13 protein-coding genes are annotated in these 13,314 nt (G+C 46.6%); 6 read left to right on the forward strand and 7 right to left on the reverse strand.

The window, feature by feature from the left end:
- Positions 1–36: 36 nt before the first annotated feature.
- From ubiE to A1D16_RS01135, 5 genes are read right to left on the reverse strand one after another with little or no spacing between them, the layout of a single operon-like run.
- Positions 37–792, reverse strand: coding sequence for a bifunctional demethylmenaquinone methyltransferase/2-methoxy-6-polyprenyl-1,4-benzoquinol methylase UbiE (gene ubiE / locus A1D16_RS01115; protein WP_290706895.1), 756 nt, complete (start codon positions 790–792; stop codon positions 37–39).
- A 28-nt stretch (positions 793–820) separates the two neighbouring features.
- On the reverse strand, positions 821–2,635 hold the full coding sequence (locus A1D16_RS01120; protein ID WP_290706897.1) for a DNA polymerase III subunit gamma/tau: 1,815 nt from the start codon (positions 2,633–2,635) through the stop codon (positions 821–823).
- Positions 2,636–2,681: 46 nt separating this feature from the next.
- The gene (locus tag A1D16_RS01125; RefSeq protein ID WP_290706899.1) at positions 2,682–3,842 is read right to left on the reverse strand and encodes a hypothetical protein; all 1,161 of its coding nucleotides are present in this window, start codon (positions 3,840–3,842) and stop codon (positions 2,682–2,684) included.
- Positions 3,843–3,868: 26 nt separating this feature from the next.
- Positions 3,869–5,041: a hypothetical protein gene (locus A1D16_RS01130; RefSeq protein WP_290706901.1), complete on the reverse strand. Its 1,173-nt coding sequence runs from the start codon at positions 5,039–5,041 to the stop codon at positions 3,869–3,871.
- Positions 5,042–5,046: 5 nt separating this feature from the next.
- Complete coding sequence (locus A1D16_RS01135; RefSeq protein ID WP_290706903.1) at positions 5,047–6,129, reverse strand: AI-2E family transporter; 1,083 nt, start codon at positions 6,127–6,129, stop codon at positions 5,047–5,049.
- 66 nt (positions 6,130–6,195) lie between these two features.
- Between A1D16_RS01135 and A1D16_RS01140 the strand changes: the two genes are divergently transcribed.
- Genes A1D16_RS01140 through A1D16_RS01150 form a run of 3 tightly spaced genes read left to right on the forward strand, consistent with a single transcriptional unit; the run spans position 6,196 to position 7,181 of the window.
- Positions 6,196–6,444 (forward strand): YtxH domain-containing protein, encoded by a 249-nt coding sequence (locus A1D16_RS01140; RefSeq protein ID WP_290706905.1) that lies wholly within the window; start codon positions 6,196–6,198, stop codon positions 6,442–6,444.
- Between the two features lie 10 nt (positions 6,445–6,454).
- On the forward strand, positions 6,455–6,838 hold the full coding sequence (locus A1D16_RS01145) for a phage holin family protein (protein ID WP_290706907.1): 384 nt from the start codon (positions 6,455–6,457) through the stop codon (positions 6,836–6,838).
- A complete protein-coding gene (locus tag A1D16_RS01150) occupies positions 6,816–7,181 on the forward strand; it encodes a hypothetical protein (RefSeq protein ID WP_290706909.1) in 366 nt (121 codons plus the stop codon). The genes A1D16_RS01145 and A1D16_RS01150 overlap by 23 nt, the downstream gene beginning before the upstream one ends.
- A 34-nt stretch (positions 7,182–7,215) precedes the next feature.
- Here A1D16_RS01150 and A1D16_RS01155 read toward each other — a convergent pair whose 3' ends face one another.
- Entirely contained in the window at positions 7,216–8,763 is a 1,548-nt protein-coding gene (locus tag A1D16_RS01155; protein WP_290706911.1) for a L,D-transpeptidase family protein, read from the reverse strand.
- A 210-nt stretch (positions 8,764–8,973) separates the two neighbouring features.
- On the opposite strand from A1D16_RS01155, the gene atpD reads away from it, so the two are divergent.
- The 3 genes from atpD (at position 8,974) to A1D16_RS01170 (ending at position 12,743) form a co-directional block, all read left to right on the forward strand.
- The gene (atpD, locus tag A1D16_RS01160; RefSeq protein WP_290706913.1) at positions 8,974–10,473 is read left to right on the forward strand and encodes a F0F1 ATP synthase subunit beta; all 1,500 of its coding nucleotides are present in this window, start codon (positions 8,974–8,976) and stop codon (positions 10,471–10,473) included.
- A gap of 35 nt (positions 10,474–10,508) precedes the next feature.
- Positions 10,509–10,772 carry an ATP synthase F1 subunit epsilon gene (gene atpC, locus A1D16_RS01165; protein WP_290706915.1) on the forward strand — a complete coding sequence of 88 codons (264 nt, stop codon included), beginning with the start codon at positions 10,509–10,511 and terminating at the stop codon, positions 10,770–10,772.
- Between the two features lie 114 nt (positions 10,773–10,886).
- Positions 10,887–12,743, forward strand: coding sequence for a mucoidy inhibitor MuiA family protein (locus A1D16_RS01170; RefSeq protein WP_290706918.1), 1,857 nt, complete (start codon positions 10,887–10,889; stop codon positions 12,741–12,743).
- Positions 12,744–12,943: 200 nt separating this feature from the next.
- On the opposite strand, the gene A1D16_RS01175 is transcribed toward A1D16_RS01170, so the two are convergent.
- Entirely contained in the window at positions 12,944–13,204 is a 261-nt protein-coding gene (locus A1D16_RS01175; RefSeq protein WP_290706920.1) for a hypothetical protein, read from the reverse strand.
- Positions 13,205–13,314: the final 110 nt, after the last annotated feature.

Consider the following 13,314-nt stretch of genomic DNA (forward strand, 5'->3'; position numbering starts at 1 on the left):
ACGGCCAAAAATTGGTTCTATTGTTGGGCGGGGAGATTATAACATTGCTTTAGAACCTGCATAAATGGTACTGATGCCAAGGGTAAGCGGCTTTCGGTAGGTTGCTTCAAACCCCGTTTCGTTTAAAATTGTAAGAAAATCATCGCCTTCGGGGAAAGCCTGGACGGAATCATTGAGGTACTGATAGGCAGCTTTATTCTTGGAAACCAGCTTGCCGATACCCGGGGTTACCAGGTTCATATAAAACCAATATAAAGATTTGAATCCAACTGCTTTGGGTTTGGAGAACTCGAGTACCACTAGTTTACCTCCAGGACGAAGTACCCGTAACATTTCGGCCAGCCCTACTTGTAAGTGCTCAAAATTACGGACGCCGAATGCAACCGTAATGGCATCAAAATGATTGTCGGGAAAGGGAAGCGCTTCACTATCAGCCTGCCGGAGTTCAATCCTAGGTTCCAGGCCCAGCTTACGGATTTTTTGACGACCGATCTCCAGCATTCCGTTCGATATATCAATTCCGGTAATATGATCAGGCTGCAGGTATTTATAGGTCATCAGGGCCACGTCGGCCGTGCCTGTTGCCACATCCAGGATCTTTTTAGGCCGGATGGCTTGTAATTCGCGAATGGCTTTTTTTCTCCAGCGTATATCTATGCCGCCGCTCAGGAACCGGTTCAGGAAATCATAGCGAAAAGCGATCTGGTCGAACATATCAGCCACCTGCTCTTTCTTAGAGCGTTTTTCGTCGTTGAAAGGCAGGATCGTATCGTGGGGAAGAGGTTTGCTCATTTTGTTTAACTGTTAACCGGGACGGCACTTAATAATCCAATTCAAGTTTAAGACGGTCCTTCAGCTCTTTAATCAGTGGGAACTGTTCAGCTAGTTGCTGAAAACGTTCCTTGGAATTCAGGGGTGCTTCAATTTTTATAGCCAGGTCTTCGCGTTGTTCCACAATTACCTGGTAGGATAAGCGCCTGTTATGAAAACGATGCTGAAGGTATTCCGTTAAGGCAATCCGCTCACCATCTACAAATTTCTGCTGCAGATTGTTGGGTGTAACTACGGTAAATTGTTCATGGCTTACCACCCGCAGTTCAGCCATTTCAAAACTTTGGGCAGCCGGGTTACGGTTATTTTTTAGTACTTCAATAAATTCTCCCCAGGCAGCCTGCAGCAGTTCAGGGGTTACTTGTATGGCAGAACGTACTTTCTCCGTTTGAGCGGCTGAACTTACCTGTTGCCGGAGTTTTTGCAGGGATCCTAATTTGCCGGAACCGCCGCTTTTTTCCGTTTTTTTCTCCGTAATCAGCTTTTCTTCGATCATCAGTTTTGCTCCGCCCATGGACTGTACGGGTGGAGGCATGTCGTCTGGCTGAGCAGAAGGTGGCGGAACAGCGGGCGCAATGGCTGCAACAGCGGTAGACACTGCATGGGCGGCCGGTGCGGGCCTATTGATTTTTACCGGCTGTACGACCCGGAAATTAAGCGGTTTTAGTTCCGTTCGTTTTTTTTTATCAGCATCTCCCGCCAACTCTATCGCCTGTTGCAGGTAGCAGAGTTTTATCAGCGCCAGTTCCACGTGCAGCCGCTTGTTCCTGGCTGATTTATAATTGATTTCTGCCTCTGCCAATATATTCAGGGAGCTTACCAGATAACCTGTACTGCAACCGGCTGCCATTTCCTGGTAGCGCTGGCGGAAGCTTTCCACCACTTCCACCAGGATAGCCACTTTTGCATCCTTGCTTAAGAGCAGGTTACGAATAAATTCGGCAAAGCCATTCAATACCAGGTCTCCTTCAAATCCTTTCCGGTTAATATCTTCAAAAAGTAATAAAGCCCCCGACAAATCCTGCTTCAGCATGCAGTCCATGAGCTTGAAATAATAATCGGCGTCCAGTATGTTCAGGTGTTCCAGGGTATTTTTGTAGGTAAGCTCTCCGTTGGTAAAGCTCACAATTTTATCCAGGATGCTTAACGCATCTCGCATACATCCTTCACTTTTCTGGGCAATCACCTGTAGCGCAGGTAGCTCCGCCTGTATGGTTTCCTTCTCGCAAATTTCCTCCAGGTGCTCCACCGTATCCTGGGTAGTGATCCGTTTGAAGTCAAAAATCTGACAGCGGGATAGGATGGTGGGAAGGATTTTATGTTTTTCTGTGGTGGCCAAAATAAAAATGGCATAGGGCGGCGGCTCTTCCAGTGTTTTCAGGAAGGCGTTGAAGGCACTGGTGCTGAGCATGTGCACCTCATCCACGATATATACCTTGTATTTGCCTGCCTGGGGTGCAAAGCGTACCTGTTCTACAAGTGCACGAATATCGTCTACCGAGTTGTTGCTGGCAGCATCCAGTTCATGAATATTGAGGGAACTGCCTTCGTTAAAAGAGGTGCAGGAGTTACAGGTATTACAGGCTTCCCCGTCTGCATTGGGTGCTTCGCAGTTGATGGTTTTGGCAAGAATACGGGCACAGGTGGTTTTTCCTACGCCTCTCGGACCGCAAAACAGAAAGGCATGGGCCAATTGCTGGTTTTTGATAGCGTTCTTCAGGGTGGTGGTAATATGCGCCTGCCCCACTACCGTGGAAAAGTTCTGGGGACGGTACTTTCTCGCTGATACTATAAACTGCTCCATAGAGCAGCGAAATTAAGCAATTGTTGGCATGGATAAAGGGCGCAAATTACAAAAAGGGATGCCGCTGAAAAGGCTTGTTTCGGTCAAAAAGATAGCGATAGGTGGTAAGAATCCGGCTTCTTTCGTTGGTCAGGTTCTCCGCAACGGCAATCATTTTAGGATTAAAATCACCGATCCATTGCATTTCGTATTCGTCGTAAGGCAATTGGTGCTGGATGATTTTTGCAGACTCGACAATAATATAGCTATCCACTCCTTTGGCCTGCCAATCAGGTACCACGCCAAAAACAATTCCGGTAAATCGTTTATTGGGTTTGGTTGCCTTCAGCCATAGAAATTTCAGTTTCGCAAACAGGGTAAAGCTTCCGTGCAGGTATTTAAACCACTGGTTCAGATCGGGCAGGTTGATGAATATGGCAATGGGGTCTTCTTTATAGTAAGCAAACCAGATGATTCGCTCATCCATTACGGGCTTCATCTGTTCAAATAGTTTAATGCATTGCTGCTGGCTCAGTTCCTTATTGCCGGCATGGCCGGCCCAGGCCTTGTTGTAAACCGTGCAGAAATCGGAGGCAAATTTTTTCAAGGCTGTTTTTCGGAAATGCCTGGCAGAAAAATTAGGATCGGCTGCCACCATAGCGTGCCGGTCATAAAATTTAGGTGGAAGTTTTTCATGCGGGTGCATGCCAAAGCAGATCTGGTTAAAAAAGGGTTGAAAGCCGTATTGTTCAAATAATTCAATATAATAAGGCGGGTTGAAATTCATGCAGTATAAAGGAGGTTGAAAGCCTTTGGTAACCAGTCCCCACCATTTGTCTCTTTCTCCGAAATTGATAGGGCCATCCATGGCTTCCACCCCCTGTTGCTGCAGCCAGTTTTTGGCTGTATCAAACAGGAGATTAGCTGCTTCCTGCTGGTGAATGCATTCGAAGAAACCTATTCCCCCTACCGGAATATCGTCCCCTTTATTGCGATATTTCTTGTTATGAAAGGCCGCTATCCGACCGATGGGTTCCGACTGCTCATTCAGCAGTAACCAGCGGATGGCTTTGCCGTGACGGAATGCTTTGTTTTTTGCAGCATCAAAAACAGCTTCAATGTCTTTGTCGAGCGGCTGAATCCAGTTGGGATTATTCGCATAGAGTTTAACAGGAAGAGATAAAAATTGTCGAATTTGTTGATTCGTTGAAACTACTTCAATTCTCATCAGTTGGTTATGGTTGATTGGTTCGGTTAGTTCAGAAAGGGGTGTCTCTTAAAAGGCAGCTGGCTATCAAAAAGAAGTCGCCAGGTAATTAGTTTTCTGCTTTGGGTGGCTCCCAGGTTATGGGAAATATTGATCATTTTTTGGTTAAAATCGCCCTGCCACATGAGTTCCAGTTCCTTGTAGCGGCCTTGTTTTTTGATCACTTTCTCCGCTTCTACAATCATGTAATAATCAATGCCTGTGCCCTGGAATTCTGGTACAATTCCATAAATTATACCGATGAAACGGTTGCAGGTTCCTGTTCTCAGGTGATAAAGCAGGCGCAATTTATTCAGCCAGTTCAGTTTGCCGTTGAATTTCCGGAAAATCTGGTTCAGGTCCGGGATATTGATCCACATAGCAATTGGTTCATTGTTATGGTAGGTGATCCAGGCAATGGTTTCATCCATGATAGGCTGCATGCTATGAAATAAGCGGATGGCCTGTTTATCAGACATTTCCTTGTTGCCTTCATGTTTTGCCCAGGCTTTATTATAGATTGTACAAAAATCGCGGGCAGCCTGGTCCAGTTGGTTTTTTCGGATCATTCTTGCCTGGATAGCAGGTTGGGCTTCAAATTTTTTATGGGCTTCGTAAAACTTGGGTTGTAATTGGGTGGCATTGCCCGCCACTTCCATCCGAAAACAGAGCTGGTTGTAAAATACCTGAAATCCGTAGTTTTCGAAGAGTTGTTTATAATAGGGCGGATTGTAGTTCAACCCATACGGGGGCGATTGAAAGCCTTCCACCAGCAGCCCCCAGAACTTATCGCGCTCTCCAAAATTAATGGGGCCGTCCATGCCGAGCATTCCATTTTCGGTTAGCCATGTACGTGCGGTATCAAACAACAGGTTGGCGGCATCCTGTTGATTAATACAATCAAAAAAGCCAAATCCTCCTATGGGGCCGGGGTCACCTTTAGACCGGTATTTGGGGTTCACAAAAGCGGCAATTCTCCCTGCAAAACGACCATCTTCCTGTTGCAACAACCAGCGCTTTGTTTTACCCTGGCGAAACAATTTATTTTTTGACGGATCAAATACTGCTTCCACGTCCTGCTCTATAGGAATAATAAAGGCAGGGTTCTGCCGGTTCAGTTCTATATGTACCTGCAGGAATGCTTTGACCAGTTGGCTATCGTCTACCGCTACAATTTTCATGCTGTTCATTTTTGATCCTTGCCTAAAAACGGCAAGTTAAAACGAACAGGTCTATTTTTCTTTCTTTTTACAACCGGAGTGTCCATTTGATATTCCCAATAATAAATTTTTAACAATATCAGAAAATAGGAAATCAGTAATGGTCCGAAAATCAGGCCCGGTAGTTGAAAGAATTTTAAACCCATGATTACACCCAAAACGGTTACAATAGGGTGGGTGTCTGCCATTCGCTTGGCCAGCAGGAACCGAACCACATTGTCGACACTACCCATTATGATGGCGCCCCAGCCGACTACAAAAAAACCTTGCCCTACATGACTGGTGGCCATCAGGTAAACTGCTACAGGAATCCAGACGATGGCACAGCCTACAATCGGTATAATAGAAGCAAAGCCGGTGATAATGGCCCAGAACCCTGCTTCGGGCAGATGCACCACTTTATAAGCGGCATAACCTGTTAAACCCTGCGCTATCGCAATCATCGGAACGCCTACTGCGTTGCTGAAGGTCTGGGCAACGAGTTCATTGCCAAATATTTCGATTTTCTGACGGGGGAAAGGCAGGTAAAAAATGATAGCAGCTTCCATCCTGTTTACGTTGATGATCATGAAGTAGAGAAAGAAATACATCATGGTTATGGTGCTGAAAAAATTGAGGCTGTTATTCAGGACGGCTGTCATTAGATTGGTGGCCGTGGTTTGAATTTTTTCCATATTGGAAGGGGAGAGCAGTTGAACGCCAAACCTGTCTGAAACCTGGTTGTCGAAATTTTTCAGGGTTTGCATGATCAGGTCTGGGTTCTCCAGGAAGTTGGCGATTTTTTGATAAACCATGGTAACAAAAAGGGTAAGGGGTGCCATAATAATAATCAGGGTCATTATTATGATGGTAACAGCGGTCAGCGATTTGCCCCAGCCTTTCTTTTTGATCAGGTATTCGGTAATGGGTTTGGTGAGTACATAAAACATAACCGATGCCAGGAATGCGGTAAAAAATTCAATCAGGCTGTATAACAGCATGAGTGCAAATACGATGATAATGGCCAGAAAGAAATAGCGGTTAATTTTGTGGTCCGGTCTAATTTCCATGTTGGGGTTATTTGTCCAGGGGGAAGTTGTAATTTTAAACAAGTTAGTTCTATAAAATAGTATGCCATGAATGATCAGTCAAAATTTATTGCAGGTTTACTGCTGGGGGCAGCGGCCGGCGCGGCGCTTGCCTATTTGTTGACCAGTGACAAAGGGAAAGAGTTGGTAAGTGAATTTAAATCCGCGGCTGCGGCTGCCGGGGAGGATGTGAAAGCTACGGCGCAGCAGTTGGAGACGGAGTTGAATGAAGCGGTGGAAAAAGGCAGGCAATGGGCCAGTGACCTGCAGTCAAAGGCTAATTCATTTACTTCCTGATACTGCCCTTATGAAGGAAGAACAGGAACCCGGTTATTTCGAAAAAATGGAGCTGCTGCTCCAGCAATACGTTAATAACCGCTTGCAGTTATTCAGGTTGCAGGCTGCGGAAAAAGCCGCCCGACTGGGGGCGCTTGCCCTGGTATTGGTGTTGATAGCGGGTATGGTTTTATTTGTCCTGCTTTTTATCAGTATTATGGCGGGTTATTTCTTTGCGGAGCTGACAGGCAGTTTGTTTTATGGCTTCGGTATTGTTACAGGGTTTTATCTACTGGTGCTGGTGATATTGCTGTTGGTGCGCCGGAAATACCTGGAGCCCTTCCTGGTAAATACTTTTATACGTATTTTTTTAGAGAAAAAAAATGAGCAGGATGAGGAAGAGCCCACAGTATGAGCAGCCAGCAATAAGCAACCTGGAAGAATTAAGGGCTGCAAAGCAGGCCTTAAGGGCTTCTATCCGGGAGCAGGAGCAGGATTTGCGCGAGCAGGTGAAATTGCTTCCTGCGGAGTCGTTAAAAGCGGGGGTTGGCCACTTGTTTACCGGAAAAGCCGGTGCTGCTGTGGTGGGTCCATTGGCCGGGCTGGCGGTTTCAGCCGGTTCAGCCCTGCTGGGCACCTATTTTACTAAAAAAGCAACGGCTGCTGTTGCCGGCAAACTGGGGCTGAATCTTGCCAAGACCGGTTTAGTGGCGCTGGCGCCGGTTTTACTGAAACGTTTTGCGAAGTGGTTCCAGTAGACGTCAGACAGGTGTTAGAACACCTGTCTGACGTCTACTGGAATAGTTTCTTCATCATTTTTTCATCATGCCCGTAGATGTCATCGCGGAAATTCAAACGCCCTTCCCGGTCTACCCAGGCGGTGAAATAGCCAATAAAAACCGGTACCTCTTTTTTCAGGGTAACAAATCGCTCCTTACCCGCATTCATGGCTTTGGAAATACTCTCTTTGTTCCAGTTGCTGTCTGCACGCAATAACCAGTCAGCCAGCCACTCCGGTTCCGCTACCCGGATACATCCATGGCTGAATGCCCGTTTATCTTCATTAAATAAACTTTTACTCGGCGTATCATGCAGGTAAATATTATAGTTGTTCGGAAACAAAAACTTTACCAATCCGAGTGAGTTCTTAGGCCCTGGTTTTTGCCGTACCTGCCGGTTCCCAAACCATTCCATATTATGCTGTGCCAGGTAATTTGGATTACGTGCAATGCCCGGTAACACTTCTTTTTTGAGAATGCCGGGAGGAACATTCCAATAGGGACTAAATACTACATATTTTAACCCCCCGGTAAAAATTACGGTACTGTTGGTAGAACTGCCGACTACTACATTCATGTGATGGGTGTATTGGCCGTTCTCATAAACATGCAGCTTAAATTCCGGAATATTTACAAGCAGGTAGTCGGAGCTGGGTTCTTCCGGTACCCAGCGGATCCGTTCCATATTCACCAATATCTGCCGGATGCGCCGGTTGATCGGCTGGCTTAGTTCACGTAATGTGGCGCCCCCGATTACCCCATCCTGTTTAATACCATAGCGTAACTGAAAACGTTTTACGGCCAGTTCCAGGCTTTCATCAAACAGGTTACCGGAGTCGGCAACAGGCAAATCACCCAATAGCGCCAGTTTATTCTTCAATTGAATAATAGCATTGCCCGTATCCCCTCTCTGTACTTTCTTTTCTTTGATTACAAGGGGCGTCCAGGAACTGAGCCGTTCAATTTCATAATATCGTTTCAATTGATCACGTAACAAGCCATATTGCCGGTTAACCGGTTCATACCGATCAATATCCTTCCCTTTTTCCTTCACCAGGGTATCGAGCATGGAAAGAATATCAACCCGTTTGCGGGGTATAAACCAGTTCAGGTCGCGGGCGTCGAGCCGGTGATTACCCATATAAGCCTGTGCCGCGTAGCGCAGAAATTGTAGGGTCATGGCCCATTCTACCTGCAGCCTGGCTGAGTCAGGAACCGCCTTCATGCCGTTTACCTGTACCGAATCTGCCCAGGCCTGTAAATAAGGATTATAAATGGAACTGTCTCGGCTAAGCTCCATATAACCTGCCTGCAGGTTCCAGAAATGGAGCGATTGTTCCGCCACCCCGGAACTGTCAAACCAGGCAAATTGGTAGTTCCGCTGATTATAAAAGTTCCGCACCAATTGACGGGCTGTATCCGGCATACTTTTTCTTTCCAGGTACTGTTCTAAAGCCGTGCTGTCAAAAAAAAGCGTAGAAAAGGCATTGGACCTGGAAATAGCGGTATCCCGCTGCACAATGGTTTGCCCGTTGGCCGGGGTTTCCTTACAGGCCCCCATTAGAAATAGAATACCGGCAAACAGTAAAAAAAACAGGGGCCCGCCGGTGCCGGAAAGGTATCTTTGCTGCCGATTCATATAGAGATGAAGTCAATGGTTAGGGATAAAGATAGGAATCCTTCAATTTCCTTGTTGAAATGATGGATTTTAACTGCCAACCCTTACCTTTGCGGCAAAATTCGAAAACCTCACCTTAAAAGGTCTTCATATATGTCAACGAAAGGAAAGATCAAACAAATCATCGGGGCCGTACTGGACGTGCAATTCGATGGCAAACTGCCGGAAATTCTAAATGCGCTGGAAATCAAGCGTCCAAATGCAGATCCGCTTGTGCTGGAAGTTCAGCAGCACCTGGGTGAAGACAGTGTACGCTGTATCGCCATGGATGGTACCGAAGGGCTTGTTCGCGGAATGGAAGTAGTTGACACCGGAAAACCCATTGCCATGCCTGTTGGAGATGGAATCTATGGTCGTCTTTTTAATGTAACCGGCGATCCGATTGATGGATTGCCCGCCATTGACAAAGGAAATGGCCGGCCTATCCACGCCAAACCACCCTTGTTTGAAAACCTCAGTACCTCTACGGAAGTGCTTTTTACCGGTATTAAGGTTATTGACCTGATCGAACCTTATGCAAAAGGTGGTAAAATCGGTTTGTTCGGTGGTGCGGGTGTAGGTAAAACCGTATTGATCCAGGAACTGATTAACAATATCGCTAAAGGACACGGTGGTTTGTCCGTATTTGCCGGAGTAGGTGAGCGTACCCGGGAAGGAAATGACCTGATGCGGGAAATGATCGAAGCCGGTATTATGAAATACGGCGAGGCATTCAAGCACAGTATGGAAGAAGGAGGATGGGACCTGGATAAGGTTAACCTGGAAGAACTGAAAGATTCAAAAGCAACCTTCGTTTTCGGACAGATGAATGAGCCCCCCGGCGCTCGTGCCCGTGTTGCCCTGAGCGGACTTACCATTGCTGAATATTTCAGGGATGGAGATGGTACAGGAAAAGGAAAAGATATCCTGTTTTTCGTAGATAATATCTTCCGTTTTACACAGGCAGGTTCCGAAGTGTCGGCTCTTTTGGGGCGGATGCCTTCAGCGGTGGGATACCAGCCCACCCTGGCTACGGAAATGGGCCTGATGCAGGAGCGGATTACCTCTACCAAAAACGGATCTATCACTTCTGTGCAGGCGGTATATGTACCGGCGGATGACTTAACTGACCCCGCACCGGCTACCACCTTTGCCCACCTGGATGCGACAACGGTACTTAGCCGTAAGATTGCTGACCTTGGTATCTATCCTGCGGTAGATCCCCTGGATTCAACCAGCCGTATCCTTACACCGCTGATCGTGGGTGAAGCGCATTACAATACTGCCAACCGGGTAAAACTGATTCTTCAGCGTTATAAGGAGCTGCAGGATATCATTGCCATCCTTGGTATGGATGAGTTAAGTGACGAGGATAAAATGACCGTACAGCGTGCACGTAAAGTACAGCGTTTCCTCAGCCAGCCTTTCTTTGTGGCAGAACAGTTTACCGGTCTGAAAGGGGTATTCGTAAGCATCGAAGATACCATCCGCGGGTTCAATATGATCATGGATGGAGAAGTGGATGAGTACCCGGAAGCTGCCTTCAACCTGGTAGGTACCATTGAAGACGCAATCGAAAAAGGAAAGAAACTCCTTGCACAGGCACAGGGATAAGACAGGCTTTGTTCCGAATCAATTGAACCGAACGTATGAATTTAGAAATATTGACCCCCGAACGTAAGCTCTATTCAGGTGATGTGTACGGTGTACAATTGCCTGGGGTAGATGGTTTGTTTGAAGTTCTCGAAAAACACGCCCCCATGGTTAGTGCCCTGAAGGCTGGAAAGCTGAAAGTGTTAAAAGACAAACAACAGTCTGACACAGAACAGTTCTCTATCCAGGGCGGCTTTGTGGAAGTTTTTCAGAATAAGGTAACCGTTTTAGTTGAAGGGGCCATACCTATGAATGATTAGACAACCAAATGTCTTTTTGAATAACTAGTCCCGCAGTGTAGTAAGCTGCGGGATTTTTTCGTTTAATGGTTGCAGCTATATTGCCTTTTTACTACTCTTGTAAAAAAGAGCTGTATGAAACCAGGCTTGCTATTGCTGTCCGTTTTTTTAGTTCTGCAGTTTGCGCAGGCGCAATCGAAACGGATTATTGCACCATCAAAAATTGAGGCTGTAACGGTTTTTTTGCAAGGGGCAGAAGTTAAACGTACGGGCATGGTGCAGTTGCCGCTGGGCAAATCTGAGCTGGTACTTTCCGGAATTTCCACGGATATTGAAACCTCCAGCGTGCAGGTAAAACTGGAAGGTGACCTGACCGTCCTTTCTGTTGGTGTGCGGAAAAACTTCCTGCAGGAGGAGAAAATCAGGGAAGAGCTTAAACAGTTAGAGGAGCAGCTGGAAGGCATGGAGGATAAACAGGCCCGCCAGCGCAAGCAGCAGGATGTCCTAAAACAGGAGGAAGCAATGCTGGTTCGAAACCAGGAATTGAAAGCAGGCAATACGGTGCTTAAGCCGGCCGATCTGAAAGCTGCACTTGATTTTCAACGAGAGCGCCTGGAGGACCTGTACAAACAGCAACTTGACATTGATAAGCTCTTGCTTAAACTTGAAAAAGAAAAGCAGGTTATACGCAACCAGGTTAATGAAATGAACAGCCAGCGAAATCAGGCTGTGAACGAACTATACGCGGTAGTGGAATGCCGCAAGGCAGCCAATGTACCGGTTACAGCAACCTACCTGGTAAACAAAGCGGGCTGGCATCCTTCTTATTCCATTGTTGTAAAAGATATCAGCTCTCCTCTGGAAGTGCAGTTCAATGCCAATGTGTACCAGTCGAGCGGAGAAATATGGAAAGATGTAAAGCTGTCTTTATCCAGCGGCAATCCCTCCCTGAATAACCAGAAGCCCGAATTACAGCCCTGGTACCTGCATTATATAATGCCCGGCATAAGTGCTGCTCCATACAGGGGTTTTTCCAATGGAAATACCCTCCAGGGGCGGGTGCAGGATGTGGAGGGAAGGCCGGTTAGCGGGGCAACTGTTCTGGTTAAGGGAACTTCCACAGCAACCAGTACCAACGAAAATGGTTTTTTTGCTTTGAACGGGGTGGCAAGAGGAGCCGTGCTGGTGGTGAGTGGTGTTGGTTACCAACAACAGGAACTGCCGGCTGCAGCAGGTTTTCTGAGTATTTCTTTGGCTCTTTCAGCACAGTCGTTGGATGAGGTGGTGGTTAGGGGATATGCCTTGCAAGGACAGGTCAGTGGCATTCAAACGGGTAAACGGGAGATGCGGGCAAAGCCCCTGGAGGTTACCACAACGTATCAGCCTACTACCACCAAATACGAGATCAGGGAAATCTATACGCTTGTGAATGATGGTAAAATAAACACGATAGATGTTAAAAAATCAGTGGTTCCGGCCGACTATGAATATTATGCAGCACCTAAGCTGGAGACCGCCGCTTACCTTACCGCCCGATTGGTAAACTGGCAGGAACTGGAACTGATGGCAGGGGAAGCCAGCCTGTTTTTTGAAGGAACGTTTTTGGGCAAATCCTTTATAGATCCTGCAACGGCAGAAGATACCCTTTATCTATCGCTGGGCAGGGATGCCAACGTAATAGTGAAGCGTACCCTGGTAAAAGATTTTTCTTCGAAACGCTTTTTAGGGGGCAATAAAGCAGAAACTAAACAGTTTGAACTAAGTATACGGAATAATAAAAAACAACCCATCCGGCTGCTGCTGGAAGACCAGTATCCTTTATCTACCATGAAGGAGATTGAAGTGGAAAGAGAGGGCCAGGATGGTGGCCGGTTGACGTCTGAGACAGGCGTGGTTAGCTGGAACCTAAATGTGCCCCCGGCCACAGAAGAGAAAAAATCCATTCGGTTTACCGTAAAATATCCAAAAGAAAAACGGCTGCAACTGGATTGACAATAATAGGAATGAGAACCGTTCAAACACTGTTGAATAAACCGTTTTATCACGCTGGCAGGTGATAGGCTCCTTTTGTACTTTCACCATAGCATCCGGCCAATTGTTGAGGTAGTGGTAGTAGTGGTATGGCTGGATGGTGGAGTAGTAAGTGGAGCAAAAAACCGGACTTCTGTTGAAGTATCCGGTTTTTTGTTGTATCAGGTTGTTTTTTTCTTTTTCTTAGTTCTTTTGTAGGCAACATATACTTTCTTGCCGTCCTTTAGGTAGTAGCGGCCGCCTTTTTCTCCTATATAGATTTTTTCGCCATTGGGGCCTTTCATACGATCGTCGACGTTATCCTTGTATTTACTGGTGGCAGTTGGCGAAGTTCCCTGCTGGGCAAGTGCCCGATTACTGCCGGTTATTGTCAAAAGAAAAAACAATGACAGAACCGGTTTTAAAAAGAGTGCTTTTATCACTGAATTCGTTTATCTGGTTAGTTTAACTGGGGGTCGATGGGGTAATTGACCAGTTGTTCATAGTCGCCCCCCAGGTCGCGCAGCGCCTCTTTCCAAACTGCGTTCAGGTC

Origin of the sequence: Flavihumibacter sp. CACIAM 22H1 (genome assembly GCF_001601815.1) — a bacterium.
Lineage (GTDB): Bacteria > Bacteroidota > Bacteroidia > Chitinophagales > Chitinophagaceae > Flavihumibacter.

Bases quoted from the DNA above. Each gene is read 5' to 3' on its own strand.
- A1D16_RS01170 (WP_290706918.1), top strand. From the start codon at position 10,887: ATGAAACCAGGCTTGCTATTGCTGTCCGTTTTTTTAGTTCTGCAGTTT.
- A1D16_RS01145 (WP_290706907.1), top strand. From the start codon at position 6,455: ATGAAGGAAGAACAGGAACCCGGTTATTTCGAAAAAATGGAGCTGCTG.
- A1D16_RS01130 (WP_290706901.1), bottom strand. From the start codon at position 5,041: ATGAAAATTGTAGCGGTAGACGATAGCCAACTGGTCAAAGCATTCCTG.
- atpC (WP_290706915.1), top strand. From the start codon at position 10,509: ATGAATTTAGAAATATTGACCCCCGAACGTAAGCTCTATTCAGGTGAT.
- A1D16_RS01120 (WP_290706897.1), bottom strand. From the start codon at position 2,635: ATGGAGCAGTTTATAGTATCAGCGAGAAAGTACCGTCCCCAGAACTTT.
- ubiE (WP_290706895.1), bottom strand. From the start codon at position 792: ATGAGCAAACCTCTTCCCCACGATACGATCCTGCCTTTCAACGACGAA.
- A1D16_RS01125 (WP_290706899.1), bottom strand. From the start codon at position 3,842: ATGAGAATTGAAGTAGTTTCAACGAATCAACAAATTCGACAATTTTTA.
- A1D16_RS01155 (WP_290706911.1), bottom strand. From the start codon at position 8,763: ATGGGGGCCTGTAAGGAAACCCCGGCCAACGGGCAAACCATTGTGCAG.
- atpD (WP_290706913.1), top strand. From the start codon at position 8,974: ATGTCAACGAAAGGAAAGATCAAACAAATCATCGGGGCCGTACTGGAC.
- A1D16_RS01140 (WP_290706905.1), top strand. From the start codon at position 6,196: ATGAATGATCAGTCAAAATTTATTGCAGGTTTACTGCTGGGGGCAGCG.
- A1D16_RS01135 (WP_290706903.1), bottom strand. From the start codon at position 6,129: ATGGAAATTAGACCGGACCACAAAATTAACCGCTATTTCTTTCTGGCC.
- A1D16_RS01150 (WP_290706909.1), top strand. From the start codon at position 6,816: ATGAGGAAGAGCCCACAGTATGAGCAGCCAGCAATAAGCAACCTGGAA.